Annotated in this window: 17 protein-coding genes; 7 read left to right on the forward strand and 10 right to left on the reverse strand. The window is 43.5% G+C overall.

Going from position 1 to position 22,513, the window contains the following annotated elements:
* Positions 1–6: 6 nt before the first annotated feature.
* The 9 genes from MUCPA_RS31255 to MUCPA_RS31295 all read right to left on the reverse strand — a co-directional run bounded on the left by MUCPA_RS31255 (position 7) and on the right by MUCPA_RS31295 (position 13,520).
* A complete protein-coding gene (locus MUCPA_RS31255) occupies positions 7–1,272 on the reverse strand; it encodes a YdcF family protein (RefSeq protein WP_157544021.1) in 1,266 nt (421 codons plus the stop codon).
* Positions 1,273–1,313: 41 nt separating this feature from the next.
* The gene (locus MUCPA_RS31260) at positions 1,314–2,237 is read right to left on the reverse strand and encodes a glycerophosphodiester phosphodiesterase family protein (protein ID WP_008512039.1); all 924 of its coding nucleotides are present in this window, start codon (positions 2,235–2,237) and stop codon (positions 1,314–1,316) included.
* Between the two features lies 1 nt (position 2,238).
* Positions 2,239–4,293: a glycoside hydrolase domain-containing protein gene (locus MUCPA_RS31265; RefSeq protein ID WP_008512041.1), complete on the reverse strand. Its 2,055-nt coding sequence runs from the start codon at positions 4,291–4,293 to the stop codon at positions 2,239–2,241.
* A 52-nt stretch (positions 4,294–4,345) separates the two neighbouring features.
* Entirely contained in the window at positions 4,346–5,884 is a 1,539-nt protein-coding gene (locus MUCPA_RS31270; RefSeq protein ID WP_008512042.1) for a RagB/SusD family nutrient uptake outer membrane protein, read from the reverse strand.
* Positions 5,885–5,905: 21 nt separating this feature from the next.
* The gene (locus MUCPA_RS31275; protein WP_008512044.1) at positions 5,906–9,499 is read right to left on the reverse strand and encodes a SusC/RagA family TonB-linked outer membrane protein; all 3,594 of its coding nucleotides are present in this window, start codon (positions 9,497–9,499) and stop codon (positions 5,906–5,908) included.
* Positions 9,500–9,607: 108 nt separating this feature from the next.
* Positions 9,608–10,591, reverse strand: coding sequence for a FecR family protein (locus tag MUCPA_RS31280; protein ID WP_008512045.1), 984 nt, complete (start codon positions 10,589–10,591; stop codon positions 9,608–9,610).
* Positions 10,592–10,658: 67 nt separating this feature from the next.
* On the reverse strand, positions 10,659–11,291 hold the full coding sequence (locus MUCPA_RS31285) for an RNA polymerase sigma factor (RefSeq protein ID WP_008512047.1): 633 nt from the start codon (positions 11,289–11,291) through the stop codon (positions 10,659–10,661).
* Between the two features lie 85 nt (positions 11,292–11,376).
* Positions 11,377–12,258, reverse strand: a complete 882-nt coding sequence (locus tag MUCPA_RS31290) for a hypothetical protein (protein WP_008512049.1) — start codon at positions 12,256–12,258, stop codon at positions 11,377–11,379.
* An 11-nt stretch (positions 12,259–12,269) separates the two neighbouring features.
* Complete coding sequence (locus tag MUCPA_RS31295; RefSeq protein WP_008512051.1) at positions 12,270–13,520, reverse strand: YdcF family protein; 1,251 nt, start codon at positions 13,518–13,520, stop codon at positions 12,270–12,272.
* 445 nt (positions 13,521–13,965) lie between these two features.
* Between MUCPA_RS31295 and MUCPA_RS31300 the strand changes: the two genes are divergently transcribed.
* The 6 genes from MUCPA_RS31300 to MUCPA_RS31325 all read left to right on the forward strand — a co-directional run bounded on the left by MUCPA_RS31300 (position 13,966) and on the right by MUCPA_RS31325 (position 20,294).
* The gene (locus tag MUCPA_RS31300; protein WP_008512053.1) at positions 13,966–15,282 is read left to right on the forward strand and encodes a TolC family protein; all 1,317 of its coding nucleotides are present in this window, start codon (positions 13,966–13,968) and stop codon (positions 15,280–15,282) included.
* A 13-nt stretch (positions 15,283–15,295) separates the two neighbouring features.
* Complete coding sequence (locus MUCPA_RS31305; RefSeq protein WP_008512054.1) at positions 15,296–16,492, forward strand: efflux RND transporter periplasmic adaptor subunit; 1,197 nt, start codon at positions 15,296–15,298, stop codon at positions 16,490–16,492.
* Positions 16,492–17,238, forward strand: coding sequence for an ABC transporter ATP-binding protein (locus tag MUCPA_RS31310; protein WP_008512056.1), 747 nt, complete (start codon positions 16,492–16,494; stop codon positions 17,236–17,238). Before MUCPA_RS31305 ends, MUCPA_RS31310 begins: the two co-directional genes overlap by 1 nt.
* An 11-nt stretch (positions 17,239–17,249) precedes the next feature.
* A complete protein-coding gene (locus MUCPA_RS31315) occupies positions 17,250–18,473 on the forward strand; it encodes an ABC transporter permease (RefSeq protein WP_008512058.1) in 1,224 nt (407 codons plus the stop codon).
* 67 nt (positions 18,474–18,540) lie between these two features.
* Positions 18,541–19,584 carry a sensor histidine kinase gene (locus MUCPA_RS31320; RefSeq protein ID WP_008512059.1) on the forward strand — a complete coding sequence of 348 codons (1,044 nt, stop codon included), beginning with the start codon at positions 18,541–18,543 and terminating at the stop codon, positions 19,582–19,584.
* Positions 19,584–20,294, forward strand: coding sequence for a LytR/AlgR family response regulator transcription factor (locus MUCPA_RS31325; protein ID WP_008512061.1), 711 nt, complete (start codon positions 19,584–19,586; stop codon positions 20,292–20,294). Before MUCPA_RS31320 ends, MUCPA_RS31325 begins: the two co-directional genes overlap by 1 nt.
* Here MUCPA_RS31325 and MUCPA_RS31330 read toward each other — a convergent pair whose 3' ends face one another.
* On the reverse strand, positions 20,295–20,969 hold the full coding sequence (locus tag MUCPA_RS31330; protein ID WP_008512063.1) for an ion channel: 675 nt from the start codon (positions 20,967–20,969) through the stop codon (positions 20,295–20,297).
* A 394-nt stretch (positions 20,970–21,363) separates the two neighbouring features.
* Here MUCPA_RS31330 and MUCPA_RS31335 point away from each other — a divergent pair, with 394 nt between their 5' ends.
* Positions 21,364–22,467 carry a substrate-binding domain-containing protein gene (locus MUCPA_RS31335; RefSeq protein WP_008512065.1) on the forward strand — a complete coding sequence of 368 codons (1,104 nt, stop codon included), beginning with the start codon at positions 21,364–21,366 and terminating at the stop codon, positions 22,465–22,467.
* The last annotated feature ends 46 nt before the right edge of the window (positions 22,468–22,513 follow it).

Genomic DNA, 22,513 nt, shown 5'->3' on the forward strand with positions numbered 1-22,513 from the left:
TAACTCCTATGGATCTAAAGGATCAAATGGATCCATGTGGAGGCTATCATAAGTGGGGTAAAAAACAATGTCGTGATTGGAGATTCCTGTTTTATCCCTGTAGGGCAAATAACCTAACTCGTTCCTGTTTCTTTTATCAAACAGTTCGTTTTTAACATAATCAGTTTGGCTTTTGCTGGTTATAAAAACCGAAGGTTTATCAACATGAATACCGTAGCGAATAATCAGGCGGTTTGCGTTTCTAAAATTGGTAGTGGTGTGCCGGGCGTGTGGGTCGATGATGATGGCGTCTTCGGGGATTTCGAATTTTTGCATCAAATATTTTTTCATTTGCACGGCCTCGCAGTACGGGCCCTGAAAGGGGTAGCAATAGCCGCCGCTTACTATTATAAATGGAGCCCAACCTTTTAAATAACGTTCGGCGGCAACATCGCAGTGTATTTTATTGTCAGGGCTTATCGGTGTAGTGGTTATCTCCGGCCCGTTGCCCGGTATTACAATGGTGGCATATTTATAATTACTCCATTTGATGAGCTTTACCCTGTCGAAAGCTTTTTTGTTTGCACCGGTTTCCATGGGTTCAAACCGAGCCGGTTCATCACGATCATTGGCATCCATCAGGCGCATGGCTACCGCTAACGATGGCTGGTAAAACTGCTTCATACCGTCTGTGTGTTCATCAAGCGCTGCAAAAATATCCTTCATCACGGTGCGGTAATAGCGGCTGGTGACTACATAGCTTGGCGAATCTATGCGTGGGTAGCGCATTTTTTTACCAAAGCCAAACTGATCGATGATGTAATTAATACCAATAACGTACTGCCCAAAGGCCCGCACCAATAAATCCTGGTTATTTAAATTGATAAAGCGTTGATAATAACCCGATGGCCGTAGATGGTTATCGATCATCACATCAAAAGCGCCGGTGTTTTTAACATACAGCTCCTTTAAAACAAGCGCCATGTTAGCCGAATCGCTCTTTGTCCATCTAAAGTCGCCGAGTAGGCTGGAGGGTAGGCTACAGGTATCGGTTACGTGTTGTTTTAAAATTTCAATCCGGTTGTTAAGCAGGGCATTCAATTGCCCGTTGGCGTTCAGGATGCTTTTAATTTCGGGCGTGTGGTCGATAACCGTGAGAACGTAAAAATTTTTGTCGGCCACCAGGTTGTTGGAGTGTACAAATTTGTAATTCTTGCTGTATCCTTTGTTGATCTGGGCAATGGTAGCCCTGCCGCTTAAAATCAACAGGATGATCATTAATATTTTTTTCATGTTGTGTTGAGGTGAAAATTGAAATAACGATTTCTGCTTGCTCAGATGTGCTTTTTCTTCATTTTTAAATAAGCCAATAAGGATTTGGGCCTGTCGCTTTGAATAATGTTGGCACCATGGTTAACCAGCCACCCCCAGGTTTCATCAGGTTTATTTTCTTCAACAGCCTTATCATCGTCATGTCCGCCGTTTTGCTCGGGCCAAAGGGAGTTAAACCAAACAGCATACTTGTTTTTGATAGCCGGTATTTTACTGATGATGGGATCGGCATCGTTACTGAAAATAATTTGAATGATTGTTTTTTGATGACTGCTGTAAGAGTCAATTATCTTTTGCGCGTCCGGATTTTTAGGGTCTATAATCAATTGCAATATCAGGTTATCCGGTATTTGCGGATGCGCAGCTTTTACCATATCCAGCGGTAAACCATAAATGTTTAATACAGCCTGGTTTAACATATCCTTTTTTACCAGTAGGGGTACTATGTCATCATAATATTCATAGCCCTTATCTATATCAACCAATATCTTTCCCTTGGCGGTATTGAGCATTTCATCTAAAGTGGGTATGTGGTGCACGGTGGGGTGGCCAGTGCCGTTTTTTAAATAAAACTGGGCTATTTCGCTAAAGGTATAATCGCCGGGTTTTCCGGTTCCGGTTGTGGTGCGGTCAATGGTCTTATCGTGCATAATCACTAACTGGCCGTCTTTGGTTTTGGCAATATCAAACTCAGCCATATCTACGCCCATATCCACACAATTATTTAAGGCCCTGATGGAGTTTTCAGGAGCGTTACGCCAGTCGCAGCGGTGCGCGGTTACCAAAACAGATTTGGACTGTTTGTTATTTAATTGGTTTACAGCCCACAAAAAATGCTGGTTGTTGGGTTTGCCTGCGTCGGGTTTTAGTTGGCCGAACGTGTTTAACACAACGAGTAATAAGTACCCTGTTAAAAATTTCTTCATGCTATTTCAAGTTAATATCTGATAACCACGTGTTCGCAATTCCCCATTCTTTATTGGGTTTATCCGCTGCCGTGATAACTAAAGTACCGCCCTGCATAATTTGCTGATGGGTAATCCAGTTTTGATTGAAGGGTTTGCCGTTGAGTGTGGCCTGCCTGATGTAGCGATAATCTTTGTTATAATTCTCCACCTTTACCGTGAAACTTTTTCCGTTGGGTAAAGCAATTTTAATATGGCTAAACAGCGGCACATTTAAATAATAAACCGGCCAGCCCACACAAGCGGGCGAAAAGCCAAAAGCCGTAAACACAAACCAGGCCGACATAGCACCTGCATCATCATCCATGGTGCGTACGTAGGTATCGGGCTTGTTTTGGTAAATAACGTCTATAAAAGGGTCTATCCCCCGGCTGTTATCGTTAAAGTAATATTGCACTACGGTATCAACCGCGTATTTATGCATCAGTGCCTGCGATTTCCAGGGCTCGGTTGTGGCATTGTACATTAAAGGTACCTGTATATCGGGTTCGTTAGCATGGTTATAATAATCGTTATCAAAAAACTGGTCAAGCTGACTAAGGTAAGCATCCCGGCCACCGGTAAGTTCTATCAATCCTTTAACATCAAAGGGTACAAACCAGCGGTACTGCCAAATGGTGCCCTGGTACAGGCCGCGCGCGGGCATGCGGTCAACATCAGGTTTGGTGAGGTCTTTAAAATCGGCTTTCCAATATTCTTTATAGGTTAAGGCTTTCTGTTTGTATTGAGCGCTCAATTCAGGTTTGCCGGTAAGCCCCATTATTTGCGACAATGCCCAGGTATCATAGCTTGATTCTAAGGCTTTATCGGGATGAGAATAATCCAGCCGGTTGTTTTCGGCGACCAGGGAATCGGTAATGGAAGCCCAGTTTACCGGGTAGCCTTTTCTGTACGCATCCAATAAAACTACAATGGCATGCTCAGTGCGCACGGTGTTGGATGGTTCGTGTTGAGTGGCATAATCCTTTTTACCGTATTGATATAAACCGGCGATAGAACTGGTGATGGATTGATACCTTTCGGGATACAATATGGAAAGCAAAGGCAATTGTGTACGGTAATTATCCCATATTGCCCAGCCGTTATACACATCGTGGCTGGTATGCTGCAGGCTGCCGTTTGTTGCCCGGTAGCTGCCGTCGGACTCGGATACTATGTATGGAGATTGTGCGGTGCGATAAAGTAGCGAATAAAAAAGCGCTCTTCTGGCCTCGTCGCCCTGTACTTCAACCTGGTTTAAAACCTGGTTCCAATCCTCAAAACTTTTGGCCTTGAGCTGCTCAAAATTATCTGTGGCTATGGCTGCCCCGGCATGCACTTCGTCAACAGACGAGAAAGCTACATTTAACTGCAGTTGCGAGGCTTGGTCATCAAGGCCAACTACCAGCGTATGCGCGTTAACTGCTGCCAGGTTTACGGGCCTGTCAAATCGAATAGCGTAGTAAACGCGATAAGTGCCAACGTTGCAGGTTGTTCGCGATTCTATCCAGCCACTTATCCCGGATGCGTTTTGATGATGTTCTTCGGCTACAAAGCGGTTAGCCAGGGTATGGCTCAAATCAATAGCCAATCCTTTTTTTCCTTGCGGGAAGTGATAAACCTCAATACCCGAATTTTTGTAGACACCCAGCTTAACGTCAATTTGATTGCTGAACTTAACCTGGTAATAACCCGGTTGGGCCTGTTCCGCCGATTTGGATAAAATGCAATTTTGGGGATTATCACCTAAAAACGGTTTAATTAAAATATTACCTCCGCTACCCTGGCAGCCCACCCCCTCAAAACGGTTATGGGTAAAACCCAAAAAGGTTTTTGCCTTATGCTCATAACCCATATGCAGCTTTGGATAGGTTTGCGGCCCGATGCTTAACATGCTGAACGGATAAGATGCCGCTGGCGACATTTGGCCATGATCGCCGGAAGAACCTACAAAAACATTGACCAATGCGGCGGGGCCTTGCTGCGCCTGCGATATTTGGTATAAAAACAGCGTTAAGATAAAGAGGATTGGCTTCATGGTGAGGCATTAAAACAAAGGAGGAAATTTATTCCTCCTTTGCGTGTTTAAATTAATTATAGCCGGGGTTTTGGTACATTTTTATCGGATCGAGTTTATACTCATCAAACGGGATGGGATAATAGCGATCCTTTGTTGAAAAATTAGAAAGCTGGGCCGCGCCAAAATCTGCCTGGCTTTTGCTTTTAAAATAGGTAACCAACTCGTCGGTTGTAAAAAACCTCAGCAAATCAAACCAGCGGTGATGCTCAAAGGCCAGTTCTACCCGGCGCTCATGCAGTATAGCCAGTTTAAGTGTAGGGAATTTGCTGCTGTAGGAAGTATTAGTCATAGATGTAGCGTAGGTTGGCATACCTGCGCGCGTACGCACCATATCTAAATATTGTGTCGCCGTAGCTTCGTCGCCTAAATACAGGTTTACTTCGGCAAGCATTAAAATCACATCGGCATAACGCATCAGGTTCCAGTCGTTACCGCCATAACCCAACGTGCCGGCAGCGGGGCTGGTATCCCTGAATTTGGTAATGAACCAGTCTTTAACGGAAGATGCGTTAGCATATTTAACCGAGAAGGCCATGCGCGGATCGTTGGTTTCGTACTCGTTAATTAAATCGTGGGTAACGTTGCCCCCTACGCCGGTAACTACTTTTTGCGAGTTGATATTTTCGCCGGTAGCCTGGTTGTTGGCAGCAATATCCGAACTGTAAGTTACATCGCCCTGTTTGTATACAATCTGAAAAATAAGCTCAGCGCAGGTCGACTTTTTAGCCACATCAAACACATCGGTATAAGGGATGGTGCTTAGTGTTGTGAAAGTACGCATGTTGTAAGCATTCATCAGGTAAGTTTTGGCGTTAGTGAGATTCGTCTGGCGGTTCGTCTGGTCTTGCGTGGTAGCCATGGTGAGGTATACCTGGCCCAGCAGTGTATTGGCTGCCGCTTTTGAGGCATGGCCAATGTTAGCGCCTGTTTGCAGGTTAGGCAAGGGGCTATTGTTGATGACGTCGCTTAAATCGGCCACAATTTGCGCATAAACGGTAGCCTGCTTTTCGCGGAAAGTGAAATCGGGCAAATCAACATAAGCTAATTGTTTGGTTACCAAAGGCACATCACCCCATTTGCGTACCAGATGGAAATACATCAAAGCGCGTAAAAATTTAGCCTCGGCAGTATACTGAAGTTTTAGGTTAGCATCGGTAAAGGTGACCTTATCAATATTTGACAAAACGATATTGGCCCGTGTAATGGTTTGGTACAAGGCTACCCAATGGCTTTTTAGATAAGTATTGCTGGGCAGCAGCGAAAAGTTATTGAATTGAAATGGTTCTCCGGCGTTCGACTGGCTATCGTTACGGCCCGTATCGTCAGATCTTTCATCCGTCCATAAGCCGCTATCTTCGCCAATGCAATTGCTTGAACGTAAAGATTGATAGATGCCGTTAACCGCCAGTAAAACATCGTTTGGGGCTTTAAAGTTAACATCCAGGTTAATGGCGTTAGGGTTGGTTTGTTCCAAAAAGCTTTTTTGACATGATGTGCTCAGTACGATAAACACTGCGAGGCATGCCATTGTAATCCGTTTATTTTTCATCTTTTATGTGATTAAAAATTATCAAAATATAACCCTGATACCCATGTTATAAGAGCGCACCAAAGGGTAAACACCATAGTCAATACCGGGAGCAAGGTTTGCGGGCTGTGTAGAGTTTGATGCGCCGCTCGAGTAGTTGTAATCCACCTCGGGGTTATAACCTTTATATTTGGTAATGGTAAAGGCATTAACTACGCTGGCAAATACGCGTACGTTGCTGATGCCCAATTTACTGTCTAACAACTTAGGCAGGGTATAGCCAAGGGTAATATCGGTACAGCGTAAAAACGAACCGCTTTGCAGGTAAACTGTAGATAAACGGGTGCTGTTGCTTTGTGTGCCCCCGCGCGAAGCGCGATACAGCGAGGTTCCATTGCCCGGATTAGCAGCGTTGCGGTAGCGATCGGCCACATCGGCATATTGATTGCCGGAGCCTTCGCCGTTGTACAGGTAATAATCTTGCCCGTCGAGCACCTGGTTACCATAAGAGCCGTTGAAGGACGAGCTGATATCGAACATTTTATAACTTGCATTTAAGTTAAACCCGTAAGTGAACTTAGGGTAGGGGGTACCTATTACGGTTTTATCGGCGTCGTTTACTACGCCGTTGCCATCGGTATCAACAAAATACAGATCGCCAATTTTAAGCGGGTTGGTGGACGACGCCGACGGCGCTACTTTGCCAATATTATCGGCTGTTACCCTTCCGGCTACCTTGAAGCCGTAAAACATACCTACCGGTTGGCCCTGTACCGTGATGTTGGTTAAATAAGAACGCTCAGCGCCATTAATAATAATGGTATTGTTGCCGCTTAATTTGGTTACCTTATTACGGTTAAAAGAGATGTTCCCGCTGGCATTAAATGCAAAATCTTTCGATTTGATGATCTTTCCGTCTAATTGCAGGTCAAGGCCATTATTCCTGATCTGCGAGTCGTGGAGGTTGGTTAAAATGGTGGTGGCGCCGCTGGTAGTGCTACCGCCTATTGCCGATATTGGCTGATTATACAGCAAGTTGTACGAGTAACTCACGTAGTAATTGGCGATAACAAATAAACGCCCTTTAAGTAAACCCAGATCCATACCAAAGTTATATTGTGATGTTGACTCCCAGCTCAATTTAGGATCGGTTAAGCCACCTGCATAAGTAGCGGTTACGATGGTATTGTTGCCAAACACAACACCTGTTGGATTGGCCACTGCCTGCTGGAAATTATAATTACCGATATTATAGTTACCACTCAACCCCCAGCTGGCACGCAATTTAACGGTTGATTGCTGGCCAAGCCAATCGTGATAGAAAGGCTCCTGGGATACTGTCCACCCGGCGGCAACAGAAGGGAAGTAACCGTATTTATTTTCCGGACCAAATCGGGATGAACCATCTGCACGGAACGATCCGGTTAAAAAGTATTTGCCATCGTAGCTGTAATTTGCACGGCCTAAATAGGATAGCAAAGTACTCACTGATTTTCCGGTGGCCGAGTTTAAGGTAAAGTAATTCGCATCTCCGGCTCCTTTGGCCGTAATTTCGGGCACGTTATCGTTTTGGAAACCACGTGCTGTAACGCTTACCACATCGCTTGTGGTTTTTTGGGCGGTATAACCCGCTAACAAGTCGATATGGTTTTTGCCAAACTGTTTGTTATAGTTTAGCGTAAACTCTCCCAGGCGGTCTTCCTGAGAAATGGTTTGTGCAACCGCGTTAGCGGCAGCAACGGCCTGGGTTGAACCGGGAGGATTAACACCACTGCTCAGGTTAGTGGGAAGGTAGTAATCGTATTTTTCGTTATAAGTTTGGTCGCCCAGGTTGGCTTTAAAGCTCAGCCCTGGTAAAATTTGGTAGGTTGCGGATGCGTTATAGGTAGAGCGCTGGCCCTTACGGGTTATCTTGGTACGTTCGGCCAAAGCAACCGGGTTTTCGATAGATTGATAACCATAAGCCGACGACTGTGCCGCTGCGGCATTGGTAGCCAGGCTGCCATCGGCATTATAGGCCGGGAAAAAAGGCATATAAATTAATGCGCCTAAAATAGGCCCGTGATCAAAACGGCCTTCCTGCACCTCATGGTTTGTATTTTGGGTGTACGATACATTGGCGGCAACATGCAATCTTTTGTTTACATCACCGTCTATATTCGTTCTGAAATTGTAACGCTCCTGGCCTGTAGTCCGGATAATTCCATCCTGGTTCTGGTAGGCGCCGCTTACATAATAATGCACTCCGTTTGCACCACCCGAAAACGACAGGTTATGTTTCTGGTAAAAAGCATTGTGATACAGTTCATCCTGCCAATCGGTATTTACCGTTTGCGGAATTAACTGCTGACTGGTAAAATCATACAAAGTGGTTGGTATCTGTACGCTGCTTGCATTACCTACGTTGGTAACACGAGTAGCATTATTATCAGAGTACATGGCGTCGTTCCATACTTTACCGGAGTTTACCCATAAGTCGTGATAGGTGTTATTACGGCCATCAATAACCAATTGGGCAAACTGATCAGAATTGAGTAGCTTTACTTTATGGGCAAGCTGGCTTACACCGGTTTGCACATCATATTCAAATTTTCCTTTTCCGTCTTTGCCATGTTTGGTGGTTATTAAAACTACACCACCAGACGCCCGGGAACCGTAAATGGCGGCCGATGCAGCATCCTTCAAGATGTCGATTGATTCGATATCGTCAGGGTTAACAAATAAATCGTTACCGGCTGGGTAGCCATCAATAACATACAAAGGATCTGAGCTGGCGTTGAACGAGCCAATACCCCTTACTCTTATTTTAGGGCTTTGGTAAGGGGCACCGTCGGTTTGAGATATTTGCACACCGGCCACTTTACCCACCAGGGCCTGCCCCAGTGTAGGTGCCGAAAGATTTAGCTCGCTGGCTTTAACGCTCGATATGGCACCTGTAACATCGCTTTTACGTACTGATTGGTAACCGATAGCCACTACCTCAGTTAACATATTTTTCTGTGGCGTTAACTTAACGTTGATGGCATCACCTTTTACTACTATTTCTTGCGTTTGGTAACCTACAAACGAAAAAACAAGTACCGAACCGGAGTTTACCATCAGGCTGTATTTGCCGTTAACATCAGTTGTTGTACCCTGTCCGCTGTTTTTTGGGTGAACGCTTACACCGGGTAAAGGCTCATTTTGATCGTCAGTAACTATACCGGTAATTTTAATTTGAGTTTGCTCAACCTTAATGGTATGTTTTTGGCTGGCCGGAGCCTTTTCTACCTTTATAATTACATGATGATCATCTACCTGGCTAATTACACCTTTATAATCTTTTAATATTTTTTGTAAAATCTGGCTTACACTTTCATTAGTTACATGTATCGATACTTTTTTATTGATATCAATAGTGTTGTCATAAGCTATAATAAAATCTGTTTTTTGCTCAATGATGCGGAATACATCTTTTAAAAGCATATTATCGGCTACAAACGATATGTGAACATTATGAATAGTTTGCCCATCGGCTGCGGATGCGGGCATAATAATTTGCAGCATCAATACCATAATAAGCAGCGGACGGATAAAAGCTGGTATTAAATATTTTTTTAAATAATTTGAAACCCTGATTCGATAAAAATTTTGCATTTTTGATGAATTTTAATGATTGTATGATCTGATAAATTACAGGCGCTACTTTAGCACCTGGCTTTACAGGGAATGGTGGATCATTCCCTGTTTATGTTTAATTAAGTTCTACTTCATAGTTTTGCATTTTTTAAGGTTAATGGTGATGGCTTTATTATGTATCTGGTAGTCAATGCCCGATAGGTTGGCCAGTACGTTCAATACATGGTCTATAGGCTCATTGTTAAAGCTAACCGTGTACATCCGGCAACTTTTGTCGCTCCCGTTTAAATTGATGGTCACGTCATACCATCGTTCAAGGGTATGTGCTATCTCGTTAAACGAAGCGTTTTCAAACCTCAGCCGGTTTTGCCTCCAGCCGATAAGGTCGTTGGGCTGTACTGAGGCCACGTTATATATCCCGTTTGCCAGGTCATAAGTAAACAATTGATTGGGAGTTACGGCATTGGCAAATAATACAGGTTTACCGTGTGTGCTATTTTGCTCAATTTTTACTTTTCCGCTTTCAACGGCAACCTGTATTTTTCCGTAATCAGCGTAAGCTTTCACGTTAAAGGCAGTACCCAGGTCGGTTATCAATAATTTGCCCGAGTGGATGACGAATGGTTTTGCAGCATCGTGTTTTACAACAAAAAAGGCTTCTCCGTTAAGTGCTATTTCGCGGGATGTTAACCCGAAATTAGATGGTAGCCGGATGGAGGAACCCGAGTTTAAATAAACGGTTGTACCATCAGTTAATACAAACGCTTTTTTTACACCGTTGGGAGATTTTAAAAAACTGTAAGTAACAGTGGGTAATTGATTAGCTCCCTGGCGAAGGTAGATAAACAGTGTGGCGGTTAAAGCTACTATGAGTATGGCAGCTGCTTGTAGCCAGCGGTTATCCAGCCAGCTTTTGCGATGATAATCGGCAAGCAGGTTGGCTATACTGTCATCCATCCGGTTAAATAAACCGGTTTGATGTTGTTGATTTAGTTCAGCATCAAACTCATCGCCAAATCTGGCAAACCAGTCTTCAACGATTTTTTTTTCTACTTCGGTTGCTTTGCCGGATTGGTAACGGTCAAACAATTCTTTTATACGGTTATCCACTAATAGTACTTTTCTATTAGCTCGCCCGCAAAGGCCGTTTGTCCTTTAAGATAAGGTTAACAATATGTTACTTTTTATGGATGGTATGCCAGGTTACAGAAACCCAATCAGAACCTAACAAAGCAATGGCTCCTGTTAAAAGCTCAGAATAGCTGTTTTGCAGGTTTAACCTAAGCCGTTTTAAAGCTTCGGATACGTTATTGCGCACCGTTTTTTCGGAAATGTTTAATATTTCGGCGATCTCGATATTGCGCTTGCCCTCATTTTTACTCAATTGATAGCAGTGGCGCATGGTTTCCGGAAACTGATTAACCGCTTTATCAATATGCAAAGTAAGTTCGCGTGCAAAACGATGGTCTTCCGCCGAGGGCTCGGCCTGCTCTTCCAAACGCTCGATAATGTAATTCTCGCCCTTAAGGCGTACATTTTTTTTCCGGTAGGCCGATATCACCTGGTTTCGGCTAAAAACAAACAGGTAGGTTTTAAAATCCCTGATATTTGCCAGTTGCTCGCGGCTGGCCCATAAGTTTACAAAAATATCCTGCGTAATATCAAGGGCATCGTCTGTATCGGTAAGCCGGGCGTTAACCACATTAAAAACAAAATTTTTATACTGCTGATAAATTTGGTTAAATGCATCGGCATTGCCCTTGCTGCATTCTGTCAGTTGCCGCTGTTCCGATGAAGCTTGATTTATCATAATTCTTACACTGATCAGTTATTTGAAATAAATAGCCAGCATTTATCGGGTTATATAAACAGGCTTTTATAAACCGCTGCTTTAGTTACCAGCCAATGTGCATATAGTTTACATTGTTGCTGTGCGATGATGTAACCGCAATGCCTTTTTGTTTATCCCCGATAAAGGCGAAGCCTTCTAACTCGTCGCTACGCTCGTCAATATCAACCACCTTTACTACTTGCTGCTGCCCTGTATTAATCGATTTTTGCAAATCAACATAAGTAAATCGCCATTTACGGCCTTCCGTTTGGTTTTGAATAAGCACCAGCATGTTTTTATCGGCTACCCAATTTAAATTTTGAACCCAGGGCGTGCAGGTAAATTTTTTAAATAATACGCCCTTCTCGCTGGTTTTTTTTGCATGTTTCAGTTTTTCGGGGTCGTATAAGCGTACCTCATTGCCATGATCGCCATAATCGGCTGTAGCCACATACCATTTACCATCAAGCTTAACATATTCTGGCCGCGTACCCTGTATACAGGCATCATCTTCAATGGTATTAATCAGGTTGCCATCCAGCCTGCCCGTTTTCAATAAGCCCTGCCAGTTAATGCAATAAATAACGGCCCGCCATTTGGTACCCTGGGTGTTTAACCTTATCGAATTGCCTATAAATGTTGGCCCTGTGCCGTTGTAAGCAATGCCTGTAGGATGGTTGATGACATCGGTATCGTTTAAGGTTAATTTATATTCCTGGTGCTGATTAACAAGGCTATCGTTAACCAGTTTAAATTCGCGGATCATACCCACCTCACGATCTCCGTATAAAAATACACGGCCTTTTTGATAGGAGATACCCTGGCATGCGCCTAAAGAATCAACAGTGCTTTGCCGTTGAAGCTCCATTTTAATTGGTCCCTGTCCGGCTATAAAAGCTAAAAAACATAAACTGAAGGCAAGCAGGATGATGGTTACGGTTTTCATCTCAATATTTTTTATGGATCTAAAGGCTCGTATGGGTTTATTTGCAATGCCTCTATGGCAGGATAGTATTCAACCTCCGTTTCTGCATTTCTTTTACCCAGTTTATAAGGCACACACTTTAATTCTTTTTCGCATCGGGCAGCCATAACCATGATAGCATCTGTTTGCGATTTATCGGTAATGATTAAACCCGGTTTATTATAAGGTATACCATAACGGTATATTAACCTTACGCAGTTGCGCAGGTTGGTAGTGGTATGCCTGGCGTGCGGGTCCATAATGATTGCACTTTCGGGAATATGCAAGGTATTCATCAGGTAGCGCTTCATTTCTTCGGCCTCGCAGAATTTAACCTTGTAGGGATGTACCTTTCCGCCAGATACCATAATGAACGGTGCCGCACCGCTTTGATATTTTTGTGCAGCAAGGCGGCAGCGCAGCATCCCCTCGGCGCTTAAGGGCGATGTATAGTCTTCGCCGCCGGCTCCGGGAACCAGGATGTTGGAGTAGGGGTACTTGCTCCAGTTAATCAGTTTAACCCTGTCGGCAGCGGCCTTATTAACCGTTAAGGCCATAGGCTCATAGTTTGCCGCGTCCGTTCTTTCGTTAATTTGCAGGTATAAAAGTGCCGCCTGCATGGCCGGTTCAAAAAATAATTGAGTATTTTTAACATCCCCAGCTAAGGTAGCGGCGCAATCGTACATCAGGGTATAATACCTTTTATGTTTGGTATTGAAACTGATAGAGTCTATCAACGGATAATTGGGTTTTTTGCCCTCGGCATATACGCCAATGGTATAATTAATACCAGCCGCATCCTGCTCCCAGGCTTTAACCAACAGGTCGGCTGCATCAGCTCCTTTGTTTAAAATATAGGTGCCGGAAGGGATTAGCTGGGTTTTTGTTAAAAGGTCGAGCGCGCTGCCGGGTTGATACAAAGCCCTGAGCCTGGCGCTTACTGTTGCAATTTCGGTATCCGAAAATTTTGCTTTTTGTATCAGGCACAAAGCATCCTTACACTCGGCAAGCGAAGAGTTTAGATCCTGAAGCTTTTGCTGGGCAAGTTTTAACAGTACCTCATCTTTTTTAAGGATAGCGCTAACTGCCTTATCCTGCTCAAATAAAGTGAGCAGGTAATAATTTTTTGATTGCACAAAATTTGCCGACTGGATAAACTGATAATGAGGATCTACATTTAAGCTTTGAGCACCGGAACTAAAAGTAATCAACATCAAAAAAAGCAAGGGGAAAAGTTTTTTCATGCTACGCATATTTACTCGGGGTAAATAACTTGTTCTAATATGAATTAGAAGTTAAATTAGTTTAAGTTTTAACATTAGGATTTAAGTGGCTGATATTACAGAGTAACATGGTGGTATAATGCTTACGCCTTACACAACTCCTTAAAGCTTTAGCGCGCCCCCGGGATAACTTATTAAGCCCGATGTCGATAGTGCTTTTTTTGCAATTCCCAGCAAAGTAAAGCCATGGAAAGATGATACAGTTGAGTTTGAGAAAGCGATTGACATACAGGCATATTGCCAATTTTAGGAAAATGCAAAACAGCTTGTCTCAAATTTAGGCTGCGTTGTATCAACGGTTTCCGGGTTTGTCGCATTTCAAATTTAAGCCGAAAGCTTATTTATAGTTTAGGGTGGTTCAACGGTTTTCCTGACAGGGAGATCATTGATTTAAACAGTAAACGATATGCGAATCTCATTGAAATATATTGCATTCATCATCTTTTTATCGGCCGCAATTTATGTCGGCCCATCGCATGCGCAAGATACCTCGGCTACACACTTACCACAAAGCTGGGACCTTAAAACATGTATTGAATATGCTAAGAACAACAATATCACCATTAACAGCTTAAAGTTGGATGTTAAAACCGCCGGGCAAAATTTGCTTGCCGCCAAAACTGCAAGATACCCGTCATTAAGCGCCAGCGTATCGCAGGGGGTGGTTAATTATAAGTCGGGCGCGCAGGCTTCCAGCGGTTACGGAGCCAATGCCGATTTAACCATTTTTAATGGTGGGTATTTAAACAACGATATTAAATCAAAAACGCTGAGCGAGCAAACGGCTAATCTATCGGTAGAAACTACAACCAACGATATTACACTACAGATAACCCAGGCCTACCTGAATATATTACTGGCTAAAGAGAATATTGTTTATTTAGCCGACCTTGTAACTTCCAGTGAAGCGCAGGTTAACCAGGGCCAGCAGCGTTTAGCCGCCGGTACCATAGCGCAAAAGGATTTGTTGCAGCTTAGGGCAACGCTGGCTAATGATAAATACACCTTGGTTACAGCTCAAAATCAGCTTCAGCAAAATACGCTTACCTTAAAGCAGCTTTTGCAATTGCCCACTTCGGCAAGTTTTAATGTGATTGCTTCGGACACATCCAGGGCGGCTAATTTAATGAACCTGAATACTGCGCAGCAAAAAGCATTGGCCATACGGCCTGAAATTAAAAGCGCCATGTTAAATATACAATTGCAGCAAACCGAACTGGAAAAAGCGAGGGCGACTATAAGGCCTACCTTAAGTTTAGGCGGCGCGCTTTATAGCGGTTATAACAGCAGCACAACGGGCTCTTATTACAGCCAACTGAACAATGGCTTTTATCAGTCGCTCGGCTTAACGCTTTCTATCCCGATTTTTGATAAAAAAGTTACCCGTACCAATGTAGCCAAGGCGAAAATTGAGGTACAGCAGGCCGGCCTGACCCTGATGGATGAACGACTAACGCTCACCCAAGCGGTAGAGAAGGCATACCTTAACGTACAAAATGCCAATAGCCAGTACAGCGCCGCTGCCGAACAATTTACATACACCAAAGAGGCCCTGAGAATATCGGCCGAACAATTACGCATTGGCTCAAACAACATTGTGGAGTACCTGCAACAAAAAAACCTGTATGTACAGGCTCTGCAAGCCTTTGTCCAGGCTAAGTACAGCGCCAACCTTTACAGCAAAATCTATAATTTTTATACCGGTATACCGGTAACCGAGTAAGCTAAAACAAATCATGAAAACAAAAAAAATCATATTCATTATTTTGGGCGTGGCGGCAGTGGCTTTCGCCGCATGGTACTTTGCGTTCCGCAAGCCCGAAGAGGTGGTGGTATTCAGTACAGAAAAACCCAAAACAGGTTACATATCGCAAACTGTTACCGCTACCGGGAAAATTCAACCGGTTGATACGGTAGCGGTTGGTACCCAGGTATCGGGCACTATTGCCAAGCTTTATGCGGATTTTAACTCGAAAGTAAAAAAGGGCCAGCTACTGGCCGAACTCGACAAAACTTTGTTCCAAGCTTCGGTAAGCCAGTACGAGGCTAACCTGGCAAGCGCGCAAAGCCAGTATGTTTACCAGCAAGGTAACTACAGCAGGCAGGGCCAGTTATACAAAGTGGGGGCGTTAAGCAAGGCTGATTATGATAACGCACTCTACACATACAAAGCTGCCGAGGCATCGGTGAACAGCATGCGTGCGCAATTAAAATCGGCTCAAAAAAATCTGTCGCTGGCAAGCGTATATTCACCCATTGATGGTACGGTGCTTTCCAGGAGCGTGAGCGAAGGGCAAACCGTAGCAGCCAGCTTTAGCACGCCAACCCTGTTCAGCATAGCTAAAGACCTTACTAAAATGCAGGTACGGGCGTCCGTGGATGAGGCCGATGTAGGCGGCATCAAAATCGGTGAAAGATCGAGCTTTACTGTTGACGCCTTTTTGGACGATACTTTTACGGGAACCATCCAGGAAATCAGGCTGAGCCCGTCCATCTCGTCAAATGTGGTAACATACACCACCATCATCAATACCTCAAATGACGATCAGAAGTTGAAACCGGGTATGACGGCAAACATCACTATTTATACCAAAGAGGTAAACAACGCTTTGATGGTACCGGCCAAGGCGCTCCAGTTCTCGCCCGATTCTTCGCTTAAAACTTACCAGTTTACGTGGTTAAATAGTGCTGGAAAAACTCCTGGCACTAACCAAGGCTATATTTGGGTAAAACAAGGCGAGAGGAAGCTGGTGCAAAAGCAAGTACAAACCGGCATAAACAATAAAACACAGGTAGAAATAATAAGCGGCCTTACCGCTAATGATGAGGTGGTTACCGGTAGCCAGGTTTTAAGTAGCAGTGCTGGCGCAGCAGGCGGGGCGCAGTCAAGCCCGTTTATGCCTAAACGCCCCGGCAGTAGCAAAAAGAAATAATGGAAAAGAAGATATTAGAACTACACGACCTGAAACGCGAGTTTGTGATGGGCGATGTTACCGTAAGGGCGTTAAAGGGCGTATCTTTTAACATTAACGCTGGCGAGTTTGTAACCATTATGGGCAGTAGCGGGTCGGGAAAAACCACGCTCCTGAATATCTTAGGCTGCCTGGATAAACCAACAGACGGTACATACAGGCTTGACGATGTAGATATTAAAGCGCTTAACCGCGATGAGCTTGCCGGTTTGCGTAACCGTAAAATCGGTTTCGTGTTCCAGGCTTACAACCTGCTGCCCAGAACATCGGCACTGGAGAATGTGGAGCTCCCGCTTTTTTACAACAAGGAAATATCATCCGAAGAAAGAAAAAGTCGGGCCATCAAAGCGCTTGAAGCTGTTAAGCTTGGCGGGCGTTTTGACCATACGCCGAGCCAGCTATCGGGCGGGCAGCAACAAAGGGTGGCTATTGCCCGCGCCCTGGTGAACGAACCCGTAATGATACTGGCCGATGAAGCTACCGGCAACCTGGACACCCGTACATCATACGAGATTATGGCTTTGATGCAGGAACTGAATGCCGAAGGAAAAACTATAGTTTTTGTAACGCACGAACCGGATATAGCTGCATTTAGCGGCCGTACTATTATGCTGCGCGATGGCAAAGTGCAAAAAGACAGCGTTAATGATAAGCCAAGATCGGCCAGGGAGGCGTTGGCATCACTACCAGACACAGATGATTATTAAAAACAGATCGAATGAGCATCATTAATTTATTGAATTTAGCTTTCAGGGCTCTGTTAAGGAACAAGCTACGTGCTTTTTTAACCATGCTGGGCGTAATTATAGGCGTTGCATCCGTTATTGCCATGATGGCCATTGGCGAAGGCTCCAAACAAAGCATCCGCTCGTCACTATCAGGCATGGGGTCAAACATGATCACCATTATGCCTCAAAGTAATGAGCCGGGCGGCGTAAGGTTGGCGGGTTCGAGTGTGCAAACCTTAAAAATGGACGATATTACCGCTATCGAAAGGGTTAACTCTAAAAATATCAATGGCCTGTCGCCGGTAATTTCAACCAACGGTCAAGCCATCAAGGGTGCTAATAACTGGCCCACCAGTATCACCGGCGTGAGTATCGATTATCTGAATATCCGTCAGCTCAAATTACAGGATGGTATCCTGTTTTCTGATGATGATGTAAAACGTGCTGCCAAAGTGTGTTTGCTGGGCAAAACGGTAATAGACAACCTTTTTCCCGACGACAGGGATCCTATCGGGCAAACCATCCGTTTTAAAAATATCCCCTTCCTGGTTATTGGCGTACTTCAATCGAAAGGACAAAGTAATTTCGGGCAAGATCAGGACGATATTATTCTGGCACCCTACACCACGGTGCAAAAACGAATTACGGCCACCAATTACCTGCAAAGCATTTACGCTTCGGCCACTACCGAGGCAGCAAGTGATGCCGCCACTACCGACATTACTAATGCCGTACGGGCCAATCACCATTTGGCGGCCAATGCTGCTGATGATTTTCAGGTGCGTACACAAGCCGAGCTCATCAGCACGATTACCTCAACCAGCAGTATGCTTACCGTTTTGCTTACCGCTATAGCGGGCATATCGTTATTGATAGGCGGTATAGGCATCATGAACATCATGTATGTGTCTGTGACCGAGCGTACCCGCGAAATTGGTTTGCGGATGTCGATAGGTGCGCGCGGGCACGATATTTTAATGCAGTTTTTAATAGAAGCGATATTGATCAGCGTTACAGGCGGGGTTATCGGTGTTTTTCTTGGAGTTAGCTCCGCTCTTTTGATCTCGTTTTTATTAAACTGGCCCGTCATGATCTCGCAAACATCCATCGTAGTATCCTTTTTGGTTTGTGGTATAACGGGGATATTCTTCGGCTATTACCCCGCACAAAAAGCCAGCCTGCAGGATCCTATCGAGGCATTGCGCTACGAGTAATACGCCCCGCTAAGAATATCGACAGAATCATCATACCTTAGGCATAAAAAATACGAGTAAGAGCCTTATGGTTTTCAGTTATACTAATAAATATCTTAAAACCACCATACATATTTTAGTATGGGTGGTTTTAATTGCTTTGCCTTACATTGTTAACTCCAACCTTGGTGGCGGTCCGCCGCGCATGTTGAGCCATAACGAAGAAAATAAATTTACTTTCCTCAATTTAGTTAGTTATTCTTTTTGGATAGGTATATTTTATATTAACAGTTCGCTACTGATCCCTAAGCTCTTTTATCAAAAAAAATACACTGCTTATTCGTTAATCATCATTTTGTTATATGGGGTGGTGGTTGGCGCGCACCTGCTTGTGTTTAAGCTCATGATAAATTTTATGCCGTTTAATATTCCACGGTCGGTATGGGTGGTGCTGCCCGCTTTTGTGCTTACGCTTGCTGCAAGTACAACTTATACCATGATAGCCGATAGGATAAACGTGGAAAAACGCAACCTTGAAAAAGACAAAGAGACCATGAAAACAGAACTTGCTTTTTTACGGTCGCAGATCAGCCCTCACTTTATATTTAATGTACTTAACAATATTGTGGCCCTGGTAAGGTTAAAGAGCGACGAACTGGAGCCTACGATAATGAAACTATCGGGATTGATGCAGTATATGCTGTATGAAACCGACGAAGAAAAAGTAACCATCAAAACCGAAGTTGAATATTTGCTTTCGTACATTGATCTGCAAATGCAGCGGTTTGGCAGTAAGGTTGACATTGAAACCACAACCAAGCTATATAACGAATACCAGGAGATTGAACCTATGCTGCTCATCCCTTTTGTAGAAAATGCTTTTAAACATGGAATCGGTTTAGTTGAAAACCCAAGCATCACTGTTAAGCTTACAACCGATGCCAGCCAGTTAAAGTTTAGCGTTATTAACAAGTACAACGCGGCAAGTGAAGAAACCAAGGACGGCTCTTCTGGGATAGGCATTGTTAATGTATCGCGCAGGCTCGAGCTTTTATATGGCAAGGACCACGAATTGAAAATTGTGCAGCAAAATAACTGGTTTATGGTAAATTTACTTATAAAACTAAACTGATGATCAATTGTATAGCTGTAGATGACGAGCCGCTGGCGCTAAACTTACTGGCAGATAATATTAGTAAAATACCTTTTCTGCATTTAGTATGTACCTGCAGCGATGCTTTTAAAGCCGCGGAAGCTTTGCAGCAAAATGATATAGAACTTGTTTTTATAGATATACAAATGCCCGGTATTACCGGCTTGCAATTTATTGCGAGCCTGGTTAAAAAACCCATGGTTATTTTGATTACCGCGTACAAGCAATACGCGCTTGATGGCTTTGCAATGGACGTGGTAGATTACCTGGTGAAACCAGTGCCCATGGACCGGTTTATGAAAGCTTGTAACAAAGCCAAAGAGCTTTTTGAACTACGGTCAAAATCAACCTCTCGGGGTGATAAACCTGCCGAATACACTTTTGTGAATGTAGGATACAGTATGCAAAAAATTGTTTTTGAGGATATTACTTACATAGAGGGCCTGAAAGATTATGCCCAGATCCATCTGCGCAGCCTGCCGAAACCCGCTATAGTCCGCATCAGTTTCAAAATACTTGAAGACCAGCTGCCTCCCTATTTTTCGCGCATCCATAAATCATTTATCGTAAACACTAAAAACATAACCGCCGTTAACAGGCATACCATTTATATTGGCGATAAAGAGCTGCCGCTTGGCAGCGCATACAAGCAAGGGATTGATGATATGATAGCGCAAAACCGCTTTTAACTAAAGCGAAACCTTTGGCTGCTCATCCAGGTCGAAACCGCCCCTGATATATTTGCCAATAATTATTCCGGTTAATACAACAGTATAGAAATGGCCGACCAAACCCATAAGCATTACGGCTCGTTTGGCTACTAAGGTTGTAGGCACAATATCGCCGTAACCTATGGTGAGCAGGGTGGTAAAGCTAAAGTAGGTGAGGTTTTTAAAACGGTTAACGCCGATTGATATATTGGAGAACGACCCCGGATAATTAACCGCTATAGTGATAAAAACAATAGCCCCGGCCAAACACAACAGTACAAAGCCACAAAATGTTGCCGCTATCATCTCGGATGAAATAAACCGGTTACTTAAAATAGTTTGATATACCTTAACTGCTATTACGGCAAAGTAGGCAAAAAATATGCTGCATAAAATACCTGCCCCTAACTGTGTAAAATAGCAGCAGTTAAATAGCGTTACCAGGATAACCAGGGTAATGAGTGTGCCTAATAATAACCGTAACCATTTAAGGGGGTAAAATGCAATAAGTGCTATAACCATGTTTTGCAAAGGCAGCAGTACAGCTAAGCACAACGCGCCCGAAAACGTATCGCCAAATATCAGGATCAAAAAACTCACTACCAGAAACTCATACTTTCTGCGGCTGATGTAACTTTGGATTTGAGCGATCATAATTTCTAAATTTTAACATGATTGAACTTCCTAAACTTAACCTTGTGCTTGTACCTGTGGTTGCTCCGAAAGCGTAAAATGTAAAATTTGTTACTTATAATCTGTTTTAAATGAGTTACGAAGCAAATAAAGGATGATTGACCCGCAAATAAAATTAATTGCGACCAGTGTTGTAATTGCGTAGACCAATGTCACTATTCAGCCTTGAGTGTAGGTCTGAATGGCGGCAATTTGATATTTGTTGATGATTTTTACAGGTTGCTCTGTTATCTTTAGCCGAATTATTCTATAGAGAACATTTAATACATATTTTAGCAAAAACAATACGATAAAGAATGAAAGAGCGGGTTAGATAAAGATACGCTCGTTTATGCTTTGACTTTAATACTTAAAAATGAAAAAAAAAGATTCCCCGAAAAATACCATCGTTCGTATCAAAGATATTGCTGTTAAAGCCGGGGTATCTACAGGAACGGTTGATCGGGTTATTCATAACAGGGGTAGGGTAGCCGAGGATGTAAAAGTCAGGGTATTAAAAATTGTTAAGGAAATGAACTATGAGCCCAATTTGATGGCTCGTATGCTGGGTTCAAAAAAAGAATACCATCTGGCCGCCTTATTTCCTGATTATAGTTATGATGCATTTTGGACCGCGCCAAAAGCCGGGATAGAAAAAGCCGAACAAGATTTTAAACAATACAACGTATTTGTTGAGCAGTATGTGTTTAATCCGCATGATGCTAACGATTACATCAAAAAAGCAACCGAGCTTACCCGGAAGAAACCGGATGGCATTTTGCTTTCGCCTATCTATTATAAGGAGACTTTGCCTTTTTTTGAAAAATGGAACAATTTTAAAATTCCTTTCGTGCTTTTTAACACCCAGATAGCCGACTTTGACCCCTTAAGCTATATTGGCCAGGATTCTTATCAAAGCGGGCTATTAGCCGGAAAACTGGCCCATTTTGGCAATCCGGATGCTTGTTCAATGCTGATAGCGCATATTGACGAAAAGAAAAGTAATGCCCAGCACCTGGTCAAAAAGGAACAGGGTTTCAGGAATTATTTCGCGCAGAACAACCTCGATCATAAGTATAAAATCATTGATGTTGAGTTAACGCGGTCAAGCCAGTCGGCGTTCATCAAAAATCTGGATGCACTTATCGAAAGTACCTTCGATCTGAAACAAATCTTCGTCACCACATCCCAAGCCTACGATATTGCCCGGTATCTTGAACAAAGGCATATCAACCATATTAAGCTCATCGGCTATGACCTGATACCGCCTAATCTCCACTACCTCAATAATGGCGCTATCAGTTTTTTGATCAACCAAAACCCCAAAGGACAAGGTTACTGGGGCATTTATCAGCTGGCCGAGCACCTGGTGTTTAAAAGGGAGGTGCCTATAATTAAATATTTACCGCTGGATGTAGTCACTAAAGAAAACCTCAATTATTTTCTGGACGAGAAAGACCAGGTTTTTGTAGAAATTTAAATTTTTATCATTTTAAGAGGACGATATAGTATTTGATATAAATAAT

This window comes from Mucilaginibacter paludis DSM 18603, assembly GCF_000166195.2.
GTDB classification, from domain to species: Bacteria; Bacteroidota; Bacteroidia; order Sphingobacteriales; family Sphingobacteriaceae; genus Mucilaginibacter; species Mucilaginibacter paludis.

Bases quoted from the DNA above. Each gene is read 5' to 3' on its own strand.
- MUCPA_RS31275 (WP_008512044.1), bottom strand. From the start codon at position 9,499: ATGCAAAATTTTTATCGAATCAGGGTTTCAAATTATTTAAAAAAATAT.
- MUCPA_RS31295 (WP_008512051.1), bottom strand. From the start codon at position 13,520: ATGAAAAAACTTTTCCCCTTGCTTTTTTTGATGTTGATTACTTTTAGT.
- MUCPA_RS31325 (WP_008512061.1), top strand. From the start codon at position 19,584: ATGATCAATTGTATAGCTGTAGATGACGAGCCGCTGGCGCTAAACTTA.
- MUCPA_RS31255 (WP_157544021.1), bottom strand. From the start codon at position 1,272: ATGAAAAAAATATTAATGATCATCCTGTTGATTTTAAGCGGCAGGGCT.
- MUCPA_RS31260 (WP_008512039.1), bottom strand. From the start codon at position 2,237: ATGAAGAAATTTTTAACAGGGTACTTATTACTCGTTGTGTTAAACACG.
- MUCPA_RS31305 (WP_008512054.1), top strand. From the start codon at position 15,296: ATGAAAACAAAAAAAATCATATTCATTATTTTGGGCGTGGCGGCAGTG.
- MUCPA_RS31285 (WP_008512047.1), bottom strand. From the start codon at position 11,291: ATGATAAATCAAGCTTCATCGGAACAGCGGCAACTGACAGAATGCAGC.
- MUCPA_RS31300 (WP_008512053.1), top strand. From the start codon at position 13,966: ATGCGAATCTCATTGAAATATATTGCATTCATCATCTTTTTATCGGCC.
- MUCPA_RS31310 (WP_008512056.1), top strand. From the start codon at position 16,492: ATGGAAAAGAAGATATTAGAACTACACGACCTGAAACGCGAGTTTGTG.
- MUCPA_RS31270 (WP_008512042.1), bottom strand. From the start codon at position 5,884: ATGAAAAATAAACGGATTACAATGGCATGCCTCGCAGTGTTTATCGTA.
- MUCPA_RS31265 (WP_008512041.1), bottom strand. From the start codon at position 4,293: ATGAAGCCAATCCTCTTTATCTTAACGCTGTTTTTATACCAAATATCG.
- MUCPA_RS31320 (WP_008512059.1), top strand. From the start codon at position 18,541: ATGGTTTTCAGTTATACTAATAAATATCTTAAAACCACCATACATATT.
- MUCPA_RS31330 (WP_008512063.1), bottom strand. From the start codon at position 20,969: ATGATCGCTCAAATCCAAAGTTACATCAGCCGCAGAAAGTATGAGTTT.
- MUCPA_RS31290 (WP_008512049.1), bottom strand. From the start codon at position 12,258: ATGAAAACCGTAACCATCATCCTGCTTGCCTTCAGTTTATGTTTTTTA.
- MUCPA_RS31335 (WP_008512065.1), top strand. From the start codon at position 21,364: ATGAAAAAAAAAGATTCCCCGAAAAATACCATCGTTCGTATCAAAGAT.
- MUCPA_RS31315 (WP_008512058.1), top strand. From the start codon at position 17,250: ATGAGCATCATTAATTTATTGAATTTAGCTTTCAGGGCTCTGTTAAGG.